We start from the raw sequence: 21,891 nt of genomic DNA, 5'->3' as shown, positions 1-21,891 counted from the left end.
GCTATCGTCCCGCCATGTACACCGCCAGCTGGCGCGACGTCGTCCGCCGGGACCTGTTCGGTCCCCGCCCGGACCCCCGCGACCGTCCCTACCGGTTCGTCATCCGGCTGGCGCTGGTCGTCTTCCGGCTGCTGCGCTTCCGTTTCGACGTCCGCGGCTCCGAGCACCTGCCGACGTCGGGCGGCGCGGTGGTCTGCAGCAACCACGTCAGCTACCTCGACTTCACCTTCCTCGGCCTGGCGGCGCTCCCGCGGCACCGGCTGGTGCGGTTCATGGCCAAGGCCTCGGTGTTCCACCACGGCTTCTCCGGGCCCTTCATGCGGGCGATGCACCACATCCCCGTGGACCGCAAGGCCGGCGCGGCCGCGTTCGACCTCGCCGTCCGGGCGCTCAAGGACGGCGAGCTGGTGGGCGTGTTCCCGGAGGCGACGATCAGCAGCAGCTTCCGGGTCAAGGCGCTCAAGGGCGGCGCCGCGCGCATGGCGATCGACGCCGCCGTCCCGGTGGTCCCTGCGGCGGTGTGGGGCGGTCAGCGGCTGTTCACCAAGCACCACCCGATCCAGCTGAGGCGTGGCGTGGCGGTCACGGTGGTCCTCGGCGAGCCGATCCGCCCAGAGCCGGGGGAGGAGCCCCGCGCGCTGCTGGCCCGCATCCGCACGGCGATGGAGGCGCTGGTCGACGAGGCGCAGCGCAGCTACCCCCAGCCGCCGGCCGGCCCCGACGACCTGTGGTGGCAGCCGGCGCACCTGGGCGGCACCGCGCCGACGCTCGAGGAGGCCGTGCGGCTCGACCACGGCGACGTCCGGGGCACCCGCCCGAAGGCGGGCCCGCTCGCGACGGCGCGCCGACTGCTGCGCCGCCGCCGGTCCCGCTGAGCCGCTGTCGGCCCCGTCCCGGGTCCCGCCCTGAGCCCGCGAAGGATGGGGAGGACGGGGTCCTTCGTCAGTCGACCACCACCGGCGCCATGAGCCGGAAGGCGTCGAGCTCGACGTCGTACCAGCGGCGCATCCGGCCCAGCGGGGTCATCCCGAGCCGGGTGCAGACCGCCACCGAGGCGGTGTTGCCGGGACGGACGACGGCGTACACCTCCGGCAGACCCGCCTGGAAGCCCCGGTCGATCACCGCCCGCGCCGCCTCGGTGGCGTAGCCGCGGCCCCAGCTGTCCGGGTGCAGGTGCCAGCCGACCTCCACCTCGCCCACGCCCCGGGGCAGCGGCTTGAGCAGCACCGTGCCGGCCACCGTCCCGGAGGCCAGCTCGAGCGCCCAGACGCCGAAGCGGTCGTCGGCCTGCGCCACCGCGCGCCACCGCGCGACCAGCTCGACCGGCGGGACCGACGGCGTGCCGCCCAGCCAGCGGGTGACCTCGTCCCGGCTGTAGAGGTCCACCAGGCGTGCCAGGTCGTCCCGGTGGGTGGTCCAGGGCCGCAGCCGCAACCGGGCGGTGCGCAGGTCCCCGCGGTCGGCCGCCACGCCGTCCTGCCTACCGCCGAGGGCGGCCCGCGGCCACCGGACCCCGGACCCCGGACCCCCGGGACGCGTCCTCGCAGGCGCCGTGGTGTCCTTCCCCGGGTGCGGACGGCGCCCGCGCGACAGAGGGGACGGACCGTGACCGAGAGCGTGCTGGTCACCGACGTGACGATCGGCGACCGCGCCGGCCGGGCGGTGCGGGTGGAGGACGGGCGGATCACCTGGCTCGGGGACGCCGCCGGCGCGCCGTCCGCCGCCCGCGTGGTCGCGGGGGAGGGGGCGCTGCTCACCCCCGCCTTCGTCGACGCCCACGTGCACGCCACGGCGACCGGTCTGGCGCTCACCGGCCTCGACCTCCACTCGAGCCTGAGCCTTGGTGACGCCGTCGCGTCGCTGCGCTCCCACGCGGAGGCCACTCCGGCTGGCGTGGTGCTCGGCACCGGCTGGGACGAGACCGGCTGGCCCGAGGGGCGCGGGCTGACCCGCGCCGACGTCGACGCCGTCGTCGGCGACCGGCCGGCCTACCTGGCGCGGGTCGACGTCCACTCCGCCACCGTCTCCACCGCGCTGCTGGACCGCATCCCGGGCATCGCTCACCTGCCCGGTTTCTCCCCGGACGGGCAGCTGCGCCTCGATGCCCACCACGCCGCGCGGCAGGCGGCCCACGGTGCCGTGGACGCCACCCAGCGCGGCGCCGCGCAGCGCGCCGCCCGGACCGCAGCGGCCGCCCTCGGCATCGGCAGCCTGCACGAGATGGCCGGGCCGGAGGTCTCCGGCGCCGACGACCTGGCCGGCCTGCTGGGGATCGCCGCCACCGAGCCCGGTCCGCGGGTGCTCGGCTACTGGGGGGAGCTGGCCGAGCGCGGCGGCCTGGACGTGGTGCGCGAGCTGGCCCTGGTCGGCGCCGGGGGCGACCTGTTCTGCGACGGCGCCCTGGGCTCGCACACCGCCGCGCTGAGCCGTCCTTACAGCGACCGACCCGAGACCGCGGGGCACCTGCGCTTCGAGACGGCGTCCCTGGTGGAGCACGTGCGCGCCTGCACCCGCGCCGGCGTGCAGGCCGGGTTCCACGTCATCGGGGACGCCGCGGTCGACCAGGTGCTCGACGCGGTCGGCGCGGTCGTCGACGAGCTGGGCGCGGCGGCGGTGCGGGCGTGCCGGCACCGCCTCGAGCACGTGGAGATGGTGTCCCCGGCGGCGGTGCAGCGGCTGCGGGACTGGGGGATGGTGGCCAGCGTGCAGCCGGCCTTCGACGCGGCCTGGGGCGGGGACGCCGGGATGTACGCCGAGCGGCTCGGGGTGGAGCGGGCGCTGGGGACCAACCCGTTCGCCGACCTCGCCGACGCCGGGGTGGCGCTGGCCCTGGGCAGCGACGCCCCGGTCACCCCGCTCGATCCGTGGGGCGGGGTGCACGCGGCGGTCGACCACCACACGCCCGGGTCGGGGCTGCGGCCCTTCGACGCCTTCGACGCCGCCACGCACGGCGGCTGGCACGCCGTCCGCGCGGAGCACCCGCGGGGGCCGCTGGCCGTCGGGGCACCGGCCGACCTGGCGCTGTGGGCGACGTCGGAGACGCTGTCGGCCGTCCTCGCCGGACGGGGCCGGCCGGCCTGCCTCCTGCTGCTGGTGGCCGGTGCCCCGGTTCCGGACGCGGGCGCCTAGGCCACCGACGGGTCCCCGGTCCGCGGGGGCAGGGTCCTTGCAGTGACTGTAGTCAGGCCGGGGGTGGCGTTCGGCCGGCGGCCGCCATCGGAGCCGTCCCGCGGTGCGCCCGGACGGGTGCCCCCGGAACTGGGCGTCCGCCGTTCCCCGACGGGATGGGATGCTGGACCGTGGGACGCCGGCGACGTCGCCGACGGCCCGCGACCCCGTCCGACCGGCTCGGGGCAGGTCAGCGGCCGGGGGCTCCCGGCCGCACGGGTGCACGGGAGGCACGGGTGCCGTCAGCGACGCCGACCGGCACTCTCCAGCGGCCTGCCGGGTCGTCGGGCGGGATCCGCGCGACCGGGTACCAGCGGCGCTGGGTGGGTGGGCAGGTGGCATGGCGCACCCTGCTGGCGGCCGTCGCCGGGGGGCTGCTCCTGCTCGCCTTCCCTGGCTCCTCGCTGCCGCTGCTGGCACCGCTGGGCCCCGCCGCCCTGGCGCTGGCCGTCCACGGGCAGCGCGCCCGCTCCGGCGCCTGGCTGGGTCTGGTCGCCGGCCTGACGTTCTTCGTGCCCCTGCTGTCGTGGAGCGGCATCTTCGTCGGCGCGCTGCCGTGGCTGGCCCTCGCCGCCTCGCAGGCCGCCTCCGTCGCCCTGCTCGGCGCGGCGACGGCCGTGACGTCGAGGCTGCCGCTGTGGCCGCTGTGGGCGGCGGCCCTCTGGGTCGGCCAGGAGGCGCTGCGCGGCCGCTTCCCCTTCGGTGGCTTCCCCTGGGGCCGGCTGGGCCTGAGCCAGACCGAGGGCCCGTTCCTGGCGTTCGCCGCCTACGGCGGGGTGCCCCTGGTCGGTTTCGCCATCGCGCTCACCGGCACGCTGCTGGCCGCCGCGGTCCTCCGGCTGCGCTCCGGAGGACGACGGGCCGCGGCGCTCACCGCCCTCGGCGCGCTGGCCGTCCCGGCGCTGGGCGGGCTGGCCTGGCTGCCGCTGCCCGGTTCCTCGCTGACCGCGGGCGGGCCGACCCGGACGGTCGCGGTCGTGCAGGGGGACGTCCCCAAGCCGGGCCTGGAGTTCAACGAGCGGCGCCGGGCGGTGCTGGACAACCACGTGGGCCAGACGCTCGCCCTGGCCGAGGCGGTCGCGGTCGGCGAGCAGCCGCAGCCCGACCTGGTCATCTGGCCGGAGAACAGCTCCGACATCGACCCGTACCGCAACGCCGACGCCGCCCGCGAGATCAGCCGCGCCGCGGCGGCGATCGACGCGCCGATCCTGGTGGGCGCCGTCGTCAGCGGCCCGGGGGAGTTCATCAGCAACACCGCGATCGTCTGGGACCCGCAGACCGGGCCGGGCGACACCTACGTCAAGCGCCACCCGGTCCCGTTCGGCGAGTACATCCCCTTCCGCGACCTCTTCCGCCTGTTCAGCGACAAGGTCGACCTGGTGCGCCGCGACTTCGCCGCCGGCGACGAGGTCGGCCTGCTGGACGTGGGCGGCGCCCGCATCGCCGACGTCATCTGCTTCGAGGTGGTCTACGACGGCCTGGTGCACGACGCCGTCGCCGCCGGCGCCGGGATGGTCGTCGTCCAGACCAACAACGCCACCTTCGGCTACAGCGCCGAGAGCGAGCAGCAGGTCGCGGCCGCCCGGGTCCGGGCGGTCGAGTTCGGCCGCTCGGTCGCCCTCGCCTCCACCAGCGGCATCTCGGCGGTCATCGCCCCCGACGGCTCCCTGGCCGCCTCCTCGGGGCTGTTCGAGCCGGCCGTGTTCGTCGAGGAGGTCGCGCAGCGCGACTCCACCACCCTCGCGGAGCGGCTCGGCGCCGGACCGGAGTGGCTGCTGAGCGCACTGGGCGCCGGTGCGCTGCTCGCCGTCGCCGTGCCCGGGCTGCGCCGCCGGCGGCGGAGGGGGACGGCGTGAGCGCCCGTCGGGTGCTGGTCGTCGTCCCCACCTACGACGAGGTCGAGAACCTCGAGCCGATCCTGGAGCGGCTGCACGCGGCTCTCCCGGAGGCGCACGCGCTCGTCGTGGACGACGGCTCGCCCGACGGCACCGGCGAACTGGCCGAGAAGCTCGCCGCCCTCGACCCACGGGTGCACGTGCTGCGGCGGACCACCAAGGCCGGCCTGGGCCCGGCCTACGTGGCCGGGTTCCGGTGGGGCCGCGAGCGCGGCTACGACGTCCTGGTCGAGATGGACGCCGACGGCTCGCACCACCCCGAGCAGCTGCCCGACCTGCTGGCCGCGCTGGCGGACGCCGACCTGGTGCTGGGCTCGCGGTACGTGCCCGGAGGCCGGGTGGAGGACTGGCCGCTGCACCGGCTGCTGCTCTCGCGCGCCGGCAACCTCTGGACCCGCTGGTCGCTGCGGCTGCCCCTGGCCGACGCCACCGGCGGCTTCCGGGCGGTGCGCGGTGAGCTGGTCGACCGGCTGCCCCTCGACGACGTCGCCAGCCAGGGCTACTGCTTCCAGGTCGACTGGGCCTGGCGGGCGGTCCGCGCCGGCGCCCGGGTGACCGAGGTGCCGATCACGTTCACCGAGCGGACGTTCGGGCGGAGCAAGATGAGCCGCTCGATCGTTCAAGAGGCGTTGGTACGGGTCACCTGGTGGGGCCTGCAGGACCGGCTGGCCGACCGGCTGCCGGGCCGGGTCCGCCGCCCCGTGCCGGGACGAGTCCGCGACGGCGGGCGGTCGACCGCGGGCCGGTAGGCGGACCCGGGACCGCCGGCGCGTGCGGGCGGAGGGAGAGCCGTGGGACACCGCGTGCGCGTGCTGGTCGGGCTGTGGGCGCTGGCCGAGGTCGTCGTCTTCGTGCTGGTGGCCGGGTGGATCGGCGTCGGCTGGACGCTGCTGGCCGCCCTGGCCACCACCGCGCTGGGCTGGGCGCTGCTGGCCCGGCAGGGCACTCGGGCGCTGGCCGAGCTGCGGGAGCGGGCGCGCGAGCGGCGGGCACCGGGACGCGCCCTGGGCGACGCCGGGTTGATCGCCGCCGGTGGGCTGCTGATGGTGCTGCCCGGCTTCCTGGGGGACGTCGTCGGGCTGCTGTGCCTGCTGCCGCCGACCCGTCTGCTCGTCCGCGGGCTGCTGGGCCGCGCGGTGGCCGCCCGGGTGCCGGTCACGCTGCGCGGGCCGGTGCGGGTGCGCAGCGCCCGCGCCGAGGAGCCCCTGGGCGGCCCGTTCGGCTCCGGTGCGCACGCGTCCCGGTTCGGCCGGCCGCTGGTCATCGAGGGGGAGGTCGCGCGGGACGAGCCGGTGCGCGACGACCGCCCCTGACCTGGCTCCCCGGCGGGCCGCCCGCCCCTCTCTCGGAGTCGATCAGGGGCATGTCGCCGGGCGGGAGGGCGTGTCGACGTGTGTCGCCGACAACAACCTCATGATCAACCAGGAGGGCGGCTGCGCCGGTCGAGCGGGGCTCGCGCCCCGGCCCCCGAGACGCGGAACGGCCCCGGTGGGGATCCCACCGGGGCCGTTCGCCGTCGTGCGGTTCGCTCAGCTGGCGCGGGTCCGCCGGCCGCGGAGCACCTCGAGGCGCTCGGCCAGGACCTCCTCGAGGTCCTCCACCGAGCGGCGCTCCAGGAGCATGTCCCAGTGCGTCCGCGGGGGCTTGACCTTCTTCGGCGCGGGCTCGGTCCCTCCGACGAGCTTGGCGGCCGAACCGTCGAACTTGCACTCCCAGGTGTCGGGGAGCTCCGCGTCGTCCGCGAAGGGCACGGTGAACAGGTGACCCGACGGGCACCGGTACTCCGCGTACTGCCGCTCGATCGGCGCGGTGTTCCGCTCGGTCTCGTAGCTCACGCTGCCCAGTCGGCTGCCCCGCAGGGAACGCTCGCCCATGGCACACCGTCCTCTCGTGCTGGTGGTGTCGGTCCAGACTCACCGTCGCAGCAGGGGTCTACCCACTGGACGGCGGGATCAAGAGGACCAACGACAGAGTTCGCGGAGAGATTCCGCGGAATCGGTCCCGAATCATCGCATGGAGTGGTATGGCGACGCGCCACCACCCCCCCGTCCGGGGGACCCCGGCCGCTCCGTGGCGCGTGCGGACCACGGGGGAGTGGGACGCCGCCGCCGGGGGCCTCAGCGCAGCGCCAGCTGGCCCGGACCGGCCGCCGTCGGCCCGAGCTGGCCCAGCACGTGGTGGCGTCGGCAGAGCACCTGGTAGTGCACGTCGGCGTCCCGGACGTCGGGGGCTGGCGTGGGCGCGGTGTCGGCGACGACGACGGTCTCGCCCTCGCGGACCATCTCGCCGTCCACCACCCGGGCGTTGAGCAACCCGGGCAGCCCGCACCAGCAGAGCACCTCGACCTGGATGCGCTGGACGTCGTCGGCGACCTCGAGCAGCCGCTGGGTGCCCGGGAACAGCCGCGCGCGGAAGTCGGTGGTCAGCCCGAAGGCGTAGACGTCGACGTGCGACCCGTCGACGAGCTCGGCGAGCTGGTCGACCTGCGCGGCGGTGAGGAACTGGGCCTCGTCGACGATCAGGTAGTCCACCCGGTGCCCGGCGGCCCAGTGGTCGCGCACCAGCAGCCGCAGGTCGGTGCCGGCCTCCACCTCCAGCGCCTCGCGGCACAGTCCCACCCGGGAGCTGATCTGCGGCTGCGCGGAGCGGTCGCCCTGGGTCAGCAGCAGGCCCCGCCGCCCCTGCCGGCTCTGGTTGTGGTCGACCTGCAGGGCCAGCGTGGACTTGCCGCAGTCCATCGGCCCGTGGAAGAGGCGCAGGTGCGCCGGCGCCGGGTGGCGGCGGCGGTCGCCGGCGGCCGGGACGACGGACAGCAGGGTGGCGCCGTCCGCCGGGATGAGGGGTGTCACAGGATCTCCTCGCCGGCGCTGGTCGATCCCGCGCCACGGTCTGCTCCGCCCATCGGTGACCTCCCCGGCTCGGTCACAGACGCTCGGGTGGGGCGTTGCCGGCCGCGACGACCGCGCGGCGGATGGGCAGCGCGGCCAGCGCGACGAAGCCGGCCACGAAGAAGACGACGAGGCTGACAATGGCCAACCGGTAGGACCCGGTCAGCTGGTAGGTCAGCCCGAACGCCAGCGGGCCCAGCCAGCTGGTGCCGCGGTCGCTGATCTCGTAGAAGCCGTAGTACTCGGCCTCCTTGCCCGCCGGGATGAGCTGGCTGAACAGCGACCGGGACAGCGCCTGCGTGCCTCCCTGCACCAGCCCGATCACCGCGGCGAGGGCGTAGAACTGCCCGACCGCCCCGGCCTGGAGGAAGTACGCGACGACCAGCACGCCGATCCAGGCCACCAGGGCGCCCAGGACGGTCCGCTTGGCCCCGTACCGCGCGGCCAGCCGGCCCAGACCCAGCGCGCCGGCGATCGCCACCACCTGGACCATGAGGATCGCCCCGGTGAGCACCGACTGCTCCAGGCCCAGTTCCTCCGTGGCGTAGGTGGCCGACAGCGAGATGACGGTCTGGACGCCGTCGTTGAACAGCAGGTACGCGCCGAGGAACCACAGCGTCAGCGGGAAGGCACGCATCTCGCGCATCGTCCCCGCCAGCTGGCGGAAGCCGCGGCGTGGCCGGGCCGCCGCTGCGCGCACCGGCCGGTTGCGCAGCCGGGAGACGGTGAACACCGTGAACGCGCCCCACCACAGGCCCGCCGTCGCCAGGCAGATCCGCACCGCTTCCCCCGTGGTCAGCCCCAGGGACGGCGCGCCGAGCACCAGGCCGAGGTGGACCGCGAGCAGCAGCGCACCGCCGACGTAGCCGAACGCCCACCCGCGGCTGGAGACGGCGTCCCGCTCGTCCGGGGCGGCCAGGTCCGGCAGCCACGAGTAGTAGACGACGGTGGCCGCGCCGAAGCTGATGTTGGCCAGGACGAACAGGACCGCGCCGAGCAGGTAGCGGCCGTCGGCGACGAAGTAGAGCGCCGTGGTGGCCAGGGCACCCAGCGCGGCGAAGCCGGCCAGCAGCTCCCGCTTGCGCCCGGTCCGGTCAGCCACGGCGCCGGTCAGCGGCAGCACGAGGACCTGCAGCAGCACCGACGCCGACAGCACGTAGGAGAACCAGCTGCCCGGCGGGATGGACAGCCCGAGGAGGCCCAGCCGGCCGTCGGGCCCGGCCGCCTCCTCGGCGACCGACGTCAGGTACGGGCCGAGGAAGACCGTGGTGACGCTGGTGTTGAACACCGACATCGCCCAGTCGTAGGAGTACCAGCCGAACCGCTCGCGGCGCAGCGCGGGGTCGGCGGGGGGACTGGTCGGCCCGGTGGTGGCGGCGGTCGTCACGGCCGCAGGGTGTCAGCCGTGATCGAGGTCGTCCAGCAAGGGCAGGTCATGCCGGGATGTCGCCGGGGACGACGCCACGCGGGGCGGCCCGGTCGGCGACCCCGCTCACCGTGGCCTCCACTGGCCGCGGCGCTCCAGCAGGTCCCGGAGCATCGCCGGGCGGTCGGTCATCACGCCGTCCACCCCGAGGTCGAGGACGGCCGCGGCCTCCTCCTCGGTGTCCACCGTCCACACGTGCACCTGCAGTCCGCGGGCGTGCGCCGCGGCGATGAAGCGCTCGTCGACCAGCGCCCGGCCGCCCAGCTGCAGCGGCACCTGGGCGCAGCCGGCGGGGATGCGCACCAGCCCGGCGGCGCGGGGGGAGTAGGAGGACAGCCGCAGCGCCGCCACGCCGCGCGGGCCCAGCGAGGTGCACACCGAGGGGCCGAACACCCGGCGGGCCGCGGCGACCCGGGCGTCGGAGAACGAGCCCAGGCAGATGCGGTCCTCGACGCCCAGCCGGCGGACGACCCGGGCCAACGGGGCGACGACACCGGGCGCCTTGATGTCGAGGTTGAACCGCACGTCGGGCCAGGCGCCGAGCAGCTCGTCGAGCCGCAGGATCCGCTCCCGCCCGCCGATCCGTGCCCGGGCCAGCTCCGCCCAGCTCAGCTGGTCGACGCGCCCGGTGCGGTCGGTGACGCGGTCGAGCGTCGGGTCGTGGAAGACGATCGGCACACCGTCCGCGGTGACCCGGACGTCGGTCTCCAGGTACCGGTAGCCCATCGCCACGCAGGCCTCGAAGGCCGGCATGGAGTTCTCCAGGTGCTCGATCGCCCCGCCCCGGTGGGCCATCGCGATGGGGGTGTGCCCGTCGAGGAACGCGTACCGGACCGAGCCCACGCCGACACGCTAACGCCGCTGGTGCGCGCGCTGGTCAGGGCATCGTCCCGCCCGCGGTCGAGGACCGGTCCGTACCGCCCGCACCGGCCGCCCGCACGCGCGGGCCGGGCGTGTTCCGCGGATTGTGTCGGTACCTGCGTCTACGGTGCGCAGCGTGGTGAAGCGAGACACGATCCGGACGATCGACGAGGAGGCAACGACCGAGACCGGGCTGCTCAGCCCGCGCGCGGGGAGGAGCAGCGAGCGCCGGTGTGGCTGGTGCCGCCGGGTGCTGCCCGAGCAGGGGTCGGTCGGGCGCCCGCGCCAGTACTGCGGTCAGGCCTGCCGGCAGCGCGCCTACGAGCAGCGCTCCGCGACGGCGAAGGCCGGCCTGTCCGGCGACGTCGTGCTGGTCACCCGCGCGGAGCTCGACGGTCTGCAGGACCGGCTCTACCAGTTGCGCTGCGCCATCGAGGACGTGCAGACCCTGCTCGGCGAGCGGCACACCAAGGCCGAACTGGAACGCTCCCTGCAGGAGCTGGTGCGGTCGACCGGGCGGCTCGACAGGCTCTGGGTCTCCGAGCGCGCCGCCGGCTGACCGCACCGGCGCGGCGGATCAGCCGTCGTCGGCGTCGTCGTTGCTGTTGCCCTGCTCGACGCCGTCGTCGGGGTCGGATAGGTCGGGCACGTTGTCCCGCGACGGGTCCGACTCGTCGTCGGTCCCGACGTTCGGGGGCGCGTTCTCGTCGGTGCTGCCGTCGTTCTGGTCCTGCCCGGCTGCCTGACAGGCGGTCATCGTCGCGCCGCCTCCGAACAGCGCCAGGGCGGTCATCAGTGCGGCGATCGGGCGTCGGAGTTGCATGTCTCCGACCCTAGGCAGCGCCCACGCAGTCCGCCCGTCGGGGCCGCTCACCCACCCGCTATTCCGTCACAGTGACGTAAAGGTGGGTGGGTGAGCGGGCCCGGGGAAGTGGCGCCCCAGGCGGCGGCCGACGGCCCGTGGCGGGACGCCGGCCGCGATCGGCGGGTGGATCGGCGGGTGGCCCAGATGCGCCGACCGGAGGTCGGGTTCCAGGAAGACCGGGTGGACGGACCGGACGGCGCCCGGGCGACGGAACGCCGCGGCGGCGGATGGACGAGGCGGCGAGCCGACTGGTGGTCGAGCCGGCGCGACGACGTGCGCGCCGGCCGCCGGTCCGGTGCGCCAGCGCGCCGGACCGGCGAGACGTCACGGGTGACGACCGAACGGCCGTCGCGGTCGCCCGGATGTCGTCCCGCCCGGGCGATTCAGCGAGCTCCTCTCGGCCGCCGGACCTCGAACGCCGATAATGCACATTATGTCAAGCAGTCCGCTCCCCGTCGGCGGACGCCCCTCCTACCAGGGCTCTGCTACCCGTCCACACCGACACGCCGAGCCCCTGCCAACCCGACCCGACGGCTGACCACACGGCTGCGCGGCTAGTGTCGGTGGCGAGCCCTCGCGTGGGGTACCAGGCCTCGAGGAGGCGGTGGTGAGCGTGGAGAGCTGGCTGCGCGACCAGCCCATCGCCCATCGGGGGTTCTACGAGAACGCGCAGGGTGTACCGCAGAACTCCCTGGCCGCATTCCGCCGGGCCGTTGCCCACGGCATCCCGTTCGAGTTCGACGTCCAGGACACGGTGGACGGCTGCCCGGTGGTCTGGCACGACGCTGCGGTGCCCCTTCCGGACGGCCGAACCGTCGCACTCCGGCACCTGACCAGTCGGCAGCTCGCCCATGTCCGACTCGGAGACACCGAGGAGCCGATACCGACACTGGGGCAGGTCCTCGAGACCGTCGACGGCAAGGTGCCCATGGTCGTCGACGTCCGACGCTGGGTCCCCGACTGGCACGGATCGCTCGAACGCACGATCGCGGCGCACCTGCGGGACTATGCCGGCCCGGCGGCGGTCCAGTCCTTCGACCCGCTGGCGGTCTTCCGACTGCGACGGCTCACAGACGACCGCCCCATCGGTCAGGCGTCAGGCGAACTGCACTCCGCCAACGCGGTGGTCGCCGCCGTCGGCAGGACCATGCCGACGAACGCCGTCACCCGCCCGGACTTCATCAGCTACGAGATCACCAGGATGCCCTCGTTCTGGACCACGCTGTGGCGCCGCCGCGGCGTGCCGGTCCTCGCCTTCCCCGTCGACGACGAGTCGGACGAGCAGCGCGCGCGGGAGGTGGCGGACAACTTCTTCTTCGCCAACTACATCCCGAGCCAGTACCGTTCTCCTGACGCGCGTAGTGGTGTGTAGGGGCCGCCAGTGCCAGCGAGAGCTCTGTTCCGGCCACCTCCGTTCGACGAGTGGGTCGAGACCCAACCAAGCGACTTCGTCGCCCAGGCGGAGCGGTACTTCCTGCGCGTCCGCGCCTTCTACGACTCGCGCGCGCGGTGGCATCGTCACTTCTACCGCATCAGCGGCATCTTGCTCATCCTGCTCGGTGGCGCCCTACCGCTGATCGCCAGCGGCACGTTCACCGGCAAGGACGTCATCGTCTCAGCGGTCGGCTTCGTCGTGGCGGCGATCACCGCCCTCCGCGGCTTCTACCGCTGGGACTCCAGCTGGGTGTTGCTCCGCGGCACCGAGATGGCGCTCACCAAGCGCTACCTCGAGTGGAAAGCGCTGCAGGGCGGCGTCACCGACCCGGCGCTCCTGCGCGAAGAGGCTCGGCAACTTCTCGCCGACCTGGGCACCATCCGGGAGAACGAGTCCAAGGCGTTCTTCAAGGACCTGCCGGCCCTACCGGGGACGACCGGCGAGGCCGAGCAGATCCCGGCGGGCACAGGACAGGCCCCAGCCAGCACAGCAGCATCCGCGTCGGCCCAGCAGTAGCAGGGCAGTTCCAGGTCGACCGTGCGGGGTCACCAGCAGCTCGGTGCAGGGCCTCCTCTGCCGAACCCGGCTACGACAGGATCAGCACGTCGTAGTCGGCGAAGCGACGTCCCGCCGTGACGAGGACGAACCGCCGACGGACAGCCTGGGCGATGAGCATCCGGTCGAACGGGTCGCTGTGGTGTCGCGGCAGCGCGCCGGCCGCCAGGCCGTCCTCCACGGTGACCGGCAGGGCGTCGAAGCCCTGACGTCCGATCTCCCCGGCGAGATCTCCGGGGATCGTCAGCTTGTCCAGTTCCACCTTGATCGCGATCTCCCACGCCGTCACCGCTGACACCAGCACCGTCGACGCCGGGTCCGCGATCGCCTCCCGCATCGTCGGTGTCAGCCGCGGGTCATCCGCCAGCCACCACAGCAGGACGGGCGTGTCCAGCAGCAGGGTCATGAGTCGGCATCACCGTGGAAGGCAGCGATCAGCTCCTCGGGCGTGTCGTCGAAGTCGTCCGCGATGGACACGCGACCGCGCCACGACCCCGGGGCCCGGGGCTCGGTCCGCGCGGCGACCGGGACGAGCCGGGCGATCGGTCTGCCGGCCCGGGCGATGACGACGTCCTCCCCCGCCTCGACGGCCTCGAGGAGCCGCGAGAGGTGGGTCTTCGCCTCGTGGACGTTGACGGTCGTCGACATGCACCCAGGCTATGACCAAGCATGACTAGGTCAACCGAGGCGCCCGCGGGCCTCGCCTGCCCCCCTTTCGTCACGTGACGCTGCCCCGCCCGGTGACGGCGGCACCCTCCTGCGGCGGCGACCGATGAGTTCGCCGCCGCAGGAGGGTCCACCCGTCGACGTGCCCACCGAGAGGAACCCCCGTGCCCAGCAGCGTCACCCCGATGATCGTCACGCACGACCTCGAGCGCCTGGCGCGCTTCTACACCGGCGTCGCCGGCGCGACCGAGACCAGCCGGACGCCGGACGACGGACCGACGTTCTACCTCGCCCTGCAGGTCGGCGACTCCGAGCTCGGCATCGTCTCCGACGGATCGGTCGAGGGCGCTCCCGCCGGGCGGGTGCTGCTCAGCATCGAGGTGCCCGACGTCGACGCCGCCCTGAGCCGGGTCGAGGCCCACGGCGGACAGGCGCCGGCACCGGCCAACGACATGCCATGGGGCCAGCGCGTCGCCCACGTGAGGGACCCCGACGGCAACGCGGTCAACCTGACCACCACACGCTGAGCCGACTCAGCGGCTGGAGACGGCCACCCGCAGCCCGAGGGCGACGAGCACGGTTCCGCTGACCGCCTCCAGCCGCCGACGGATTCGCGGCCGTCGGAACCACGACCCCGCCCGGGCGACACCAGCGGCCAGGCCCAGGTAGAGGCCCGTCTCCAGACCGACCTGCAGCAGGCCCAGCAGCGCCGTCGTCGCGAACACCGGCCCGTCCACCGGCACGAACTGCGGGTAGAGCGCGAGCATGAGGACGGCGGCCTTCGGGTTGGCCAGTTGCACCACCAGGCCCTCTCCGAACGCCGTCCACCAGCGCCGGTGGCCCGCCGACGACACCCGCTCCCCCGCCGTGTCGGGCTGCCGCCCCACGCACCACGCCGCCCGCCAGGCACGGATCCCGAGCACCAGCAGGACGACGGCCCCCACGACCCGGAGGACCAGGTAGGCGATCTCCGAGGCGGCCACCAGCGCAGCGAACCCCGCCCCCGCGAGCAGCGCCCACACGTAGAGGCCGACCTCCAGGCCGAGCACCACCGGCACCGCTCCCCCTGTCCCCCGCAGCGCCGCCCGCCGGATGACCAGCGCCATCGCCGGGCCCGGCGACACCGAGATGAGCACCACGGCCAGCACGAAGGCCGGCAACGACGAGGCGACGTCCACGGCTGCTGATGGTCGCCTGACCAGCCTCCTGCGTCGATCGGATATCGCCGCCTTCGCTGATCGTTCTCGATCTTGCAGGTTAGCGATTGTTTTGTTAGGGATAACGGACAGTTGGTGCCTGCGGGCGGCGGTGCGTGCGCCCGCCGCGCCCTCCTCCTCGGCAGCCACCACGCCCAGTGGGACCGTGTCGCGCCGGCGTCGTTCACAGGTGGGTGCGGTTGACTCCCCGGCGTGGACGGCGTCGAGGGGTTCTGGGCCCGCGTGACCACTCCCCTCCCCCAGCTGCCGACGGCGGTCCTCGTGGGCGCGCTCGTGGCGGCCGGGGCCGTCGTCCTCGCCCCTTCCCTGTGGCGACCGGCCCGCACGGTCGTGACCATCGCCCACGAGGGCGCGCACGGTCTGGTGGCCCTGGCGGCGGGGCGACGGCTGGCCGGCATCCGGCTGCACTCGGACACCTCCGGGCTGACCGTGTCGGCGGGGCGGCCGACCGGGCTCGGCATGGTGCTCACCTGCGCGGCCGGCTACACCGGCCCGGCGCTGTTCGGGCTGGGGGCGGCGGCACTGCTGGCGGCCGGGCACGCGGTCGGGCTGCTGTGGGCACTGCTGGGCCTGCTCGCGCTGCTGCTGGTGCAGATCCGCAACTGGTACGGGCTGTGGGCGGTGCTGGCCACCGGCGCCGTGGTCCTGGCCGTCACCGGGTGGCTGCCGCCCTCGGGTCAGGCCGCCTTCGCCGCCGCCGGCACGTGGTTCCTGCTGCTCGCCGCGCCGAAGACGGTGCTCGAGCTGCAGCGGGCCCGGCGCCGCCGCGTCGCACCGGACTCCGACGCCGACCAGTTGGCCCGCCTCACCCACCTACCCGCGGTGCTGTGGGTCGGCCTCTTCCTGCTCGTCGACGTCGGGGCGCTGCTGCTCGGCGGCTGGTGGTTGCTGGGCGGCCGGTGACGTGCTGGAACGGCCGCCCTTCAGGGGCCCGCGCCGAGCCTGCGAGGCGTGGGGAGAAGGGTGGTCCTTCTCTCAGCGACGGCCGCGGCGCCTCGGTGCCACGCCGTACGGCTGGTGGACCGGCGCGACCTCCGGCGGGGGCGGGATCTCCGCGGTCACCTCGTCCTCGGTCACGGTCACCCGCCGGCCGTGGTGGTGGACGTCGAGCGGATCCCCCTCGACGACCCGGTAGGTGGCCACCGTCGGCGTCACGGTGACCACCAGCAGCCGGCCCTGGTAGTTCAGCCGGAACCGCAGCCGGGTGATGCGCTCGGGCAGCCGAGGGGCGAACGTCAGCCGCCCGTCGTGGTCCCGCATCCCGCCGAACCCCGCGACGGCCACCGTCCAGCCGCCGGCCAGCGACGCGAGGTGCAGGCCGTGCCCGGAGTTGCCGTGCAGGTTCTGCAGGTCGGTCAGCGTGGCCTCGCCCCAGTAGTCGTAGGCCAGGGCCAGGTGGCCGGTCTCGGCGGCGACCACGGCCTGCTGCGTGGCCGACAGCGAGGAGTCGCGCACCGTCCGCGCCTCGTAGTAGGCGAAGTCGGCGGCCTTCTCCTCCGGGGTGAAGGCGTCCCCCCGCAGGTGCAGTGCCATCACCAGGTCGGCCTGCTTGACCACCTGCTTGCGGTAGATGTCGAAGTACGGGTAGTGCAGGAGCAGCGGGTAGCAGTCGGGCGGGGTGGCCTCGAAGTCCCACTCCTCGTGGTGGGTGAAGGCGTCGGACTGCATGTGCACCCCACGCCGGGTGTCGTAGGGCACCGCCATGAGGGCGGCCGCCCGGTCCCAGCGGTCGGTCTCCTCCGTCGTGACGCCCAGCCGGCCGGCCACGTCGGGCTGGCGCTTGACCGCCTCGATCGCCTCGCGCAGGTTCCGCTGCGCCATGAGGTTCGTGTAGACGTTGTTGTCCACGACGGCGGTGTACTCGTCCGGCCCGGTGACGCCGTCGATGCGGAAGCCGTGCTCGTCGTCGAAGTGGCCCAGCGACGCCCACAGCCGGGCGGTCTCGATGAGCAGCTCGGCGCCGTGGTCGCGGTCGAACTCCTCGTCCTCGGTGGCGTTGTGGTACCGGACGACGGCGTCGGCGATGTCGGCGTTGATGTGGAAGGCCGCCGTCCCCGCCGGCCAGTAGCCCGAGGTCTCCTCGCCGCGGATCGTCCGCCAGGGGAAGGCCGCCCCCTCCAGGCCGAGCACCCGGGCCCGCTCGCGGGCCAGCTCCAGGGTCGAGTGCCGCCAGCGCAGCGCGTCGCGGGCGGCCCCGGGGGCGATGTAGGTGAGCACCGGCAGCACGTAGGTCTCGGTGTCCCAGAAGGTGTGCCCGTCGTAGCCGGGACCGGTCAGCCCCTTGGCCGGGATGGGCTGGCGCTCGGCGCGCAGGCCGGCCTGCAGCAAGTGGAAGACGCCGACGCGCACGGCCTGCTGCAGCTCGTCGTCCCCCTCGATCTCGACGTCGGCGTGCTGCCAGTGCTGGTCGAGCACCTCCCGCTGCTCGCGCAGCAGCCGCTCGAAGCTGGCCAGCTTGGCGGTGGCCAGCGCACCCTCGACCTGGTCGCGCAGCGCGGCCGCCGACCGCCGGGAGGACCAGCCGTAGGACAGGTACTTGACCAGCTTCACCGATGAGCCCTGCGGCAGCCGGGCGGCGAGGGTGAAGCGGGCGAGGTCGTCCGTCGCCTCGATGTCGGTCGTGGAGCTGTCGGGCACGTCGACGACGTGGTCCATGCCGGCGGCCATCCGCAACCGACTGCGCTTGGTGCGGTGCACCAGGACCGCCCGCTGGCCGCGGGCCACCGCCATCTCGTTCACCAGCGGGCGGGCCAGCGCCGCCGCGGCGCGCGGGTCGTCGGCCTCCGAGCCGCTGTCCACGGGCTCGTTGGCCAGCAGGTCCGACTGCAGCGCGATGTAGAGGTCGCCCTGCCCGTCGGTGCACTCGACGGTGTACTCGATGGCGGCGATCGAGCGGCGGCGCAGCGAGACCAACCGGCTGCTGGTCACGGTGACCACGCGGCCGTTCGGCGAGCGCCACTCGGTGCTGCGGCGCAGCAGGCCGCGGCGCAGGTCCAGGGTGCGGCGGTGATCGATGATCTCGCCGTAGTCCAGGTCCAGCGGGGTGTCGCCGACCAGCAGCCGGATCAGCTTGCCGTCGGTCACGTTGACGACCGTCTGGCCCTGTTCGGGGAAGCCGTACCCGGCCTCGGCGTAGGGCAGCGGCCGCTCCTCGAAGAAGCCGTTCAGGTACGTGCCCGGGACGACGACCGGCTCGCCCTCCTCGAACGAACCGCGCATGCCGATGTGCCCGTTGGACAGCGCGAACACCGACTCGTGGACGGCGAGCGAGGCGTGGTCGAGGCCCGTCTCGCTGAGCGCCCACGGCTCGATCGGGAAGTGCGGACGCCCCTCGGTCACGACGCCTCCTCGCTGGCGCTCGTCGGCGTCGTGCCGATCGGTGCTGCGCCCATGCGTGACCTCGCCGGCTCGGTCACCGGCGCCTCCTCGCTGGCGCTCGTCGGCGCCGTGCCGACCGGTGCTGCGCCCATGCGTGACCTCGCCGGCACGGTCACCGAGGCTCCAGCAGCTCGGCCAGGTCCTGGACGACGACGTCCGCACCGGCGGCCGCCAGCTCGTCGGCGTGCCCCACCCGGTCGACGCCCACGACGTAGCCGAAGGAGCCCGCCCGTCCGGCGGCCACGCCGGCCAGCGCGTCCTCGTAGACGACGGCCCCGTCCGGCGGCACCCCCAGCGCGCGAGCAGCGGCGAGGAAGGTGTCCGGGGCGGGCTTGCCGCGCAGCCCCTGCGTCGCCGCGACCTCGCCGTCCACCCGGGTGTCGACGAGGTCGGCGAAACCACCGGCCTCGATCACCTGCCGGCCGTTGCGCGACGCGGTGACCACCGCGGTGGCCAGGCCCGCCTCCTTGACGGCCCGCAGGTAGCGGACCGAGCCGGGGTAGACCTCGACGCCGTGCTCGGCGAGCTCGGCGAGCACCAGCTGGTTCTTGCGCAGACCGACCCCGTGCACCGTCGCGGCGTCCGGCGGGTCGTCCGGCGTCCCCTCGGGCAGCGTGATGCCGCGGCTGGCCAGGAAGTCGCGCACCCCGTCGAGACGGGGCTTGCCGTCCACGTAGCGGTTGTAGTCCTCCTGCGTGAACTCGCGCGCCCCGGGGTCGCGGGCTCGCAGGAACTCGTCGAAGGTCCGTTTCCACGCGGCCATGTGGACCGTCGCGGTCCGGGTGAGGACGCCGTCGAGGTCGAACAGGCAGGCACGGATCGAGCCGGGGAGACCGAGCACCCCCCGAAGCTACCGGCGTCGGCGGCCCCGTGCCGTTCCGGGAAACACGCTGTTCACCGGCGCGGGGTGACCCCGTCCCGGGCACCGCTGGCCCCCTGCAGGGTCCCGCCGCGAGCTTGCGAGTGGCGGGGGGCAGGGGGTCCTCCCACGAAGGGCGGGGAGGACGGGGTCCTTCTAGGGTCGGCGCGGGAGCACCCGTCCCGCCGTCCACCCGAGATCCGAGGAGCCCCGCCGTGGCCGACCGCCCGATGCCGCCCAGCCCCTACGACGTCCTGCCGCAGGTGCCGAGCTTCGAGGTGACCAGCACCGACGTCACCGACCGCGCGCCGCTGGGCAGGGCCCAGGTCAGCGGGGTCATGGGTGCCGGCGGCGAGGACCGCTCGCCGCAGCTGTCCTGGTCGGGCTTCCCCGAGGAGACGAAGAGCTTCGCGGTCACCGTCTTCGACCCCGACGCCCCCACCCACAGCGGCTTCTGGCACTGGGCGGTGGCGAACATCCCGGTCTCGGTCACCGAACTGCCCAGCGGCGCCGGCGACCAGCAGGGCTCCGGGCTGCCGGCGGGCGCGGTTCAGCTGCGCAACGACGCCGGCTTCCCCGGTTTCGTCGGCGCCGCACCCCCCGCCGGCCACGGGCCGCACCGCTACTTCGTCGCCGTGCACGCCGTGGACGTCGAGCGGCTCGACGTGCCCCCGGACGCCCCGCCCGCGGTCCTCGGCTTCAACCTGTTCGGCCACACCCTCGCCCGCGCCGTGCTGGTCGGCACCTACGAGCAGAGGTGAACGGCCCCGTCTCGTACCGCTGCGCAACCGGCCGGACGCGCAGCGCTCCGGACACACGGCGCGTGCTGGAGAGTTCTCATTTCCGTTACCTGAGCTGGGCACCATCGCGGCATGCCCACGGCTGCGGCACACCGGAGCAGGCCGCGGCCTGCCCGCTGGGGCACGCCGCCGGCCGTGGTCACCGTCGTGCTGCTCGCGCTGCTGCTCACCGGGGTCGCCGTGCCCCGCTGGGCAACAGCGGAGGACGGCGTCGCGCCGGCGCAGATCGTCCCCGCGGTGACCGCCGCCCACGGCGACCTCGGGACCTTCGCCGTTGTCGTCGCCCGCCAGGAGGAACGCCAGACGGACGTCTCCATCCGCGCCGCCGAGGCCCTCACCGCGGACGTGCTGGCCCGGACGGCGGGCAACGAGCTGGCCGACCGCCCCTTCCCCACCGCCTCACTGGTCAAGCTCTTCCTCGCCGCCGACGTGCTGCACCGCGCCCGCACCGGCGCGGTCACCCTGACGCCCGACGACCGCGCCGAGCTCGAGGTGATGATCCGCCGCTCCGACGACCCCGCTGCCTCGGACGTCTGGCTGCGCTTCGGCGGAGCGCAGGCGGTCCGCGACGTCGCCGTCCGCTACGGGCTGACCGACACCGCGCCGCCGCGGAGGTGGGGGCAGTGGGGCGAGACGACGACGACCGCCGCCGACCTGGCCCGCTTCCTCGTGCGGCTGCCGGTGATCGCCCACCCGGACGACGCCGAGGCGCTGCTGGGCTGGATGCGCACGGCCACCCCGATCGCCGCCGACGGCTTCGACCAGGAGTTCGGCGTCTTCGGCACCCTGCCCGGTGCCGCGGTCAAGCAGGGCTGGATGTGCTGCCTCGGCGGCCAGCGGCACCTGCACTCGGTGGGCGTGGTCGGCGGGCAGGTGGTCGTGCTGCTCAGCGAGGTGCCGCGGTCGGTCGGCTACGACAGGGCGAAGGCGGCGCTGGACGCGGCCGCGGCGGCGGTCCCGCTCCCGCCGCCCTCCTGACGGCGCCTCAGCCGGCGTAGGAGAGTTCGGCCACGCCCACGGTGGCCAGGCGGGCGAAGCCGGTCCGCTCGTAGACCCGGGCGACGTCGTCGTCCCCGGCGACCAGGAACACCAGCTCGGCGGTCTCCCGGGCGTGCGCGGTCAGCGCCGAGGCCAGCCCGGCACCGAGGCCGCGGCCGCGCAGCCTGGGCAGCGTGGCGACGCCGACGATCTCGGTCACCTCGGTGCCGTCGACGACGACCGGGTGGTGGGTGCCGACCGCGACCGGCTCGCCGTCCTCCACCGCGACCATCATGACCGTGCGGCCGGCCGCGATCCGCTCGCGCAGCACCGCGGTGCGGGGCGAGCCGAGGGCCACGCCGACCGAGGCGCCGCCGGCATCCGAGCGTGGTCCCGGGTGGGCGAAGGCGATCGAGGTCAGCCGCTCGTAGCGCGGCAGCTCGGGGTCGTCGGCGCCGACCAGGTACAGCCGCACGCCGGAGGGCAGCAGCAGCTCCACCGGGTCCGCGGCGACCAGCAGCGGCGAGGAGCTCACGGTCAGTCCCGCGGCCCGGACGGCGGTCTCGACGGTGGGCGCGTCCTCGCAGATCCACTCGATCGCCACCGGCAGGCCGGCGGCCTCCTGGAGCGCCACGGCGGCCCGGACGTCCTCGACGCTCACCGGTTCCCCCGGCCGCGGCCGCGCCGGGTACGGCCAGGTCGGGCGGCCCACCGGCACGTCGAGACCGCCAGCGGACTCGATGCGCGCATCCGGCAACGGCGCCGCGGCGAAGTACTGCTCGATGCGCTCGAGCAGGCCGGAGGGCAGGGACACACGGGCACCCTAGACCGGCACCGGGTCGCGGTCCGTCCGACCGCCGGTCGGACACCGCCACCCCACCCGGGCGGGTGAGCCGGGGA

At 74.7% G+C, this 21,891-nt stretch carries 25 protein-coding genes; 12 read left to right on the top strand and 13 right to left on the bottom strand.

Annotated features, from left to right (window positions below):
- Window positions 1–14: 14 nt before the first annotated feature.
- Entirely contained in the window at window positions 15–875 is an 861-nt protein-coding gene (locus ACU610_RS07005; protein WP_446766988.1) for a lysophospholipid acyltransferase family protein, read from the top strand.
- A gap of 67 nt (window positions 876–942) precedes the next feature.
- Here ACU610_RS07005 and ACU610_RS07000 read toward each other — a convergent pair whose 3' ends face one another.
- Window positions 943–1,470 carry a GNAT family N-acetyltransferase gene (locus ACU610_RS07000; protein ID WP_446766987.1) on the bottom strand — a complete coding sequence of 176 codons (528 nt, stop codon included), beginning with the start codon at window positions 1,468–1,470 and terminating at the stop codon, window positions 943–945.
- A gap of 135 nt (window positions 1,471–1,605) precedes the next feature.
- On the opposite strand from ACU610_RS07000, the gene ACU610_RS06995 reads away from it, so the two are divergent.
- The 4 genes from ACU610_RS06995 (at window position 1,606) to ACU610_RS06980 (ending at window position 6,376) form a co-directional block, all read left to right on the top strand.
- Complete coding sequence (locus tag ACU610_RS06995; protein ID WP_446766986.1) at window positions 1,606–3,129, top strand: amidohydrolase; 1,524 nt, start codon at window positions 1,606–1,608, stop codon at window positions 3,127–3,129.
- 374 nt (window positions 3,130–3,503) lie between these two features.
- Complete coding sequence (gene lnt / locus ACU610_RS06990; protein ID WP_446766985.1) at window positions 3,504–5,024, top strand: apolipoprotein N-acyltransferase; 1,521 nt, start codon at window positions 3,504–3,506, stop codon at window positions 5,022–5,024.
- Complete coding sequence (locus ACU610_RS06985; protein WP_446766984.1) at window positions 5,021–5,812, top strand: polyprenol monophosphomannose synthase; 792 nt, start codon at window positions 5,021–5,023, stop codon at window positions 5,810–5,812. Before lnt ends, ACU610_RS06985 begins: the two co-directional genes overlap by 4 nt.
- 42 nt (window positions 5,813–5,854) lie before the next feature.
- Complete coding sequence (locus ACU610_RS06980) at window positions 5,855–6,376, top strand: FxsA family protein (protein WP_446766983.1); 522 nt, start codon at window positions 5,855–5,857, stop codon at window positions 6,374–6,376.
- Between the two features lie 216 nt (window positions 6,377–6,592).
- Here the strand turns inward: ACU610_RS06980 and ACU610_RS06975 are convergent, their stop codons facing one another.
- The 4 genes from ACU610_RS06975 to ACU610_RS06960 form a co-directional block, all read right to left on the bottom strand.
- Entirely contained in the window at window positions 6,593–6,937 is a 345-nt protein-coding gene (locus ACU610_RS06975) for an RNA polymerase-binding protein RbpA (RefSeq protein ID WP_089304327.1), read from the bottom strand.
- 243 nt (window positions 6,938–7,180) lie between these two features.
- On the bottom strand, window positions 7,181–7,912 hold the full coding sequence (locus tag ACU610_RS06970) for a thymidine kinase (protein WP_446766982.1): 732 nt from the start codon (window positions 7,910–7,912) through the stop codon (window positions 7,181–7,183).
- Window positions 7,913–7,985: 73 nt separating this feature from the next.
- Complete coding sequence (locus tag ACU610_RS06965) at window positions 7,986–9,338, bottom strand: MFS transporter (RefSeq protein ID WP_446766981.1); 1,353 nt, start codon at window positions 9,336–9,338, stop codon at window positions 7,986–7,988.
- 105 nt (window positions 9,339–9,443) lie between these two features.
- Window positions 9,444–10,220, bottom strand: a complete 777-nt coding sequence (locus ACU610_RS06960; protein WP_446766980.1) for a glycerophosphodiester phosphodiesterase — start codon at window positions 10,218–10,220, stop codon at window positions 9,444–9,446.
- A 154-nt stretch (window positions 10,221–10,374) separates the two neighbouring features.
- On the opposite strand from ACU610_RS06960, the gene ACU610_RS06955 reads away from it, so the two are divergent.
- On the top strand, window positions 10,375–10,797 hold the full coding sequence (locus tag ACU610_RS06955; protein WP_446766979.1) for a hypothetical protein: 423 nt from the start codon (window positions 10,375–10,377) through the stop codon (window positions 10,795–10,797).
- An 18-nt stretch (window positions 10,798–10,815) separates the two neighbouring features.
- Here ACU610_RS06955 and ACU610_RS06950 read toward each other — a convergent pair whose 3' ends face one another.
- Entirely contained in the window at window positions 10,816–11,061 is a 246-nt protein-coding gene (locus ACU610_RS06950) for a hypothetical protein (RefSeq protein ID WP_446766978.1), read from the bottom strand.
- A 649-nt stretch (window positions 11,062–11,710) separates the two neighbouring features.
- On the opposite strand from ACU610_RS06950, the gene ACU610_RS06945 reads away from it, so the two are divergent.
- Together ACU610_RS06945 and ACU610_RS06940 are read left to right on the top strand one after the other, a co-directional pair.
- Complete coding sequence (locus ACU610_RS06945) at window positions 11,711–12,475, top strand: glycerophosphodiester phosphodiesterase family protein (protein ID WP_446766977.1); 765 nt, start codon at window positions 11,711–11,713, stop codon at window positions 12,473–12,475.
- A 9-nt stretch (window positions 12,476–12,484) separates the two neighbouring features.
- Window positions 12,485–13,054: a DUF4231 domain-containing protein gene (locus tag ACU610_RS06940; protein ID WP_446766976.1), complete on the top strand. Its 570-nt coding sequence runs from the start codon at window positions 12,485–12,487 to the stop codon at window positions 13,052–13,054.
- Between the two features lie 70 nt (window positions 13,055–13,124).
- Here ACU610_RS06940 and ACU610_RS06935 read toward each other — a convergent pair whose 3' ends face one another.
- The gene (locus ACU610_RS06935) at window positions 13,125–13,499 is read right to left on the bottom strand and encodes a type II toxin-antitoxin system VapC family toxin (RefSeq protein ID WP_446766975.1); all 375 of its coding nucleotides are present in this window, start codon (window positions 13,497–13,499) and stop codon (window positions 13,125–13,127) included.
- Window positions 13,496–13,741, bottom strand: a complete 246-nt coding sequence (locus ACU610_RS06930; protein ID WP_446766974.1) for a type II toxin-antitoxin system Phd/YefM family antitoxin — start codon at window positions 13,739–13,741, stop codon at window positions 13,496–13,498. The genes ACU610_RS06935 and ACU610_RS06930 overlap by 4 nt, the downstream gene beginning before the upstream one ends.
- Window positions 13,742–13,923: 182 nt before the next feature.
- Here ACU610_RS06930 and ACU610_RS06925 point away from each other — a divergent pair, with 182 nt between their 5' ends.
- The gene (locus tag ACU610_RS06925; protein WP_446766973.1) at window positions 13,924–14,286 is read left to right on the top strand and encodes a VOC family protein; all 363 of its coding nucleotides are present in this window, start codon (window positions 13,924–13,926) and stop codon (window positions 14,284–14,286) included.
- 6 nt (window positions 14,287–14,292) lie between these two features.
- On the opposite strand, the gene ACU610_RS06920 is transcribed toward ACU610_RS06925, so the two are convergent.
- Window positions 14,293–14,937, bottom strand: a complete 645-nt coding sequence (locus ACU610_RS06920) for a LysE family translocator (protein ID WP_446766972.1) — start codon at window positions 14,935–14,937, stop codon at window positions 14,293–14,295.
- 231 nt (window positions 14,938–15,168) lie between these two features.
- Between ACU610_RS06920 and ACU610_RS06915 the strand changes: the two genes are divergently transcribed.
- On the top strand, window positions 15,169–15,879 hold the full coding sequence (locus tag ACU610_RS06915; protein ID WP_446766971.1) for a M50 family metallopeptidase: 711 nt from the start codon (window positions 15,169–15,171) through the stop codon (window positions 15,877–15,879).
- Between the two features lie 72 nt (window positions 15,880–15,951).
- Here the strand turns inward: ACU610_RS06915 and ACU610_RS06910 are convergent, their stop codons facing one another.
- Genes ACU610_RS06910 through ACU610_RS06900 form a run of 3 tightly spaced genes read right to left on the bottom strand, consistent with a single transcriptional unit; the run spans window position 15,952 to window position 19,195 of the window.
- Window positions 15,952–18,315 (bottom strand): glycoside hydrolase family 65 protein, encoded by a 2,364-nt coding sequence (locus ACU610_RS06910; protein ID WP_446766970.1) that lies wholly within the window; start codon window positions 18,313–18,315, stop codon window positions 15,952–15,954.
- Window positions 18,312–18,446 (bottom strand): hypothetical protein, encoded by a 135-nt coding sequence (locus tag ACU610_RS06905; RefSeq protein ID WP_446766969.1) that lies wholly within the window; start codon window positions 18,444–18,446, stop codon window positions 18,312–18,314. Before ACU610_RS06905 ends, ACU610_RS06910 begins: the two co-directional genes overlap by 4 nt.
- 20 nt (window positions 18,447–18,466) lie before the next feature.
- Window positions 18,467–19,195: an HAD family hydrolase gene (locus ACU610_RS06900; protein ID WP_446766968.1), complete on the bottom strand. Its 729-nt coding sequence runs from the start codon at window positions 19,193–19,195 to the stop codon at window positions 18,467–18,469.
- 233 nt (window positions 19,196–19,428) lie between these two features.
- On the opposite strand from ACU610_RS06900, the gene ACU610_RS06895 reads away from it, so the two are divergent.
- Both ACU610_RS06895 and ACU610_RS06890 read left to right on the top strand, forming a co-directional pair.
- Window positions 19,429–19,974 carry a YbhB/YbcL family Raf kinase inhibitor-like protein gene (locus tag ACU610_RS06895; protein ID WP_446766967.1) on the top strand — a complete coding sequence of 182 codons (546 nt, stop codon included), beginning with the start codon at window positions 19,429–19,431 and terminating at the stop codon, window positions 19,972–19,974.
- A 111-nt stretch (window positions 19,975–20,085) separates the two neighbouring features.
- Window positions 20,086–20,991 (top strand): serine hydrolase, encoded by a 906-nt coding sequence (locus tag ACU610_RS06890; protein ID WP_446766966.1) that lies wholly within the window; start codon window positions 20,086–20,088, stop codon window positions 20,989–20,991.
- 7 nt (window positions 20,992–20,998) lie between these two features.
- Here the strand turns inward: ACU610_RS06890 and ACU610_RS06885 are convergent, their stop codons facing one another.
- Window positions 20,999–21,805, bottom strand: a complete 807-nt coding sequence (locus tag ACU610_RS06885; RefSeq protein ID WP_446766965.1) for a GNAT family N-acetyltransferase — start codon at window positions 21,803–21,805, stop codon at window positions 20,999–21,001.
- Window positions 21,806–21,891: the final 86 nt, after the last annotated feature.

The organism is Geodermatophilus sp. URMC 61, from assembly GCF_052931555.1.
The sequence above is the reverse complement of the archived record's forward strand: the minus strand, read 5'-3'. Positions and strand labels throughout refer to the sequence as shown.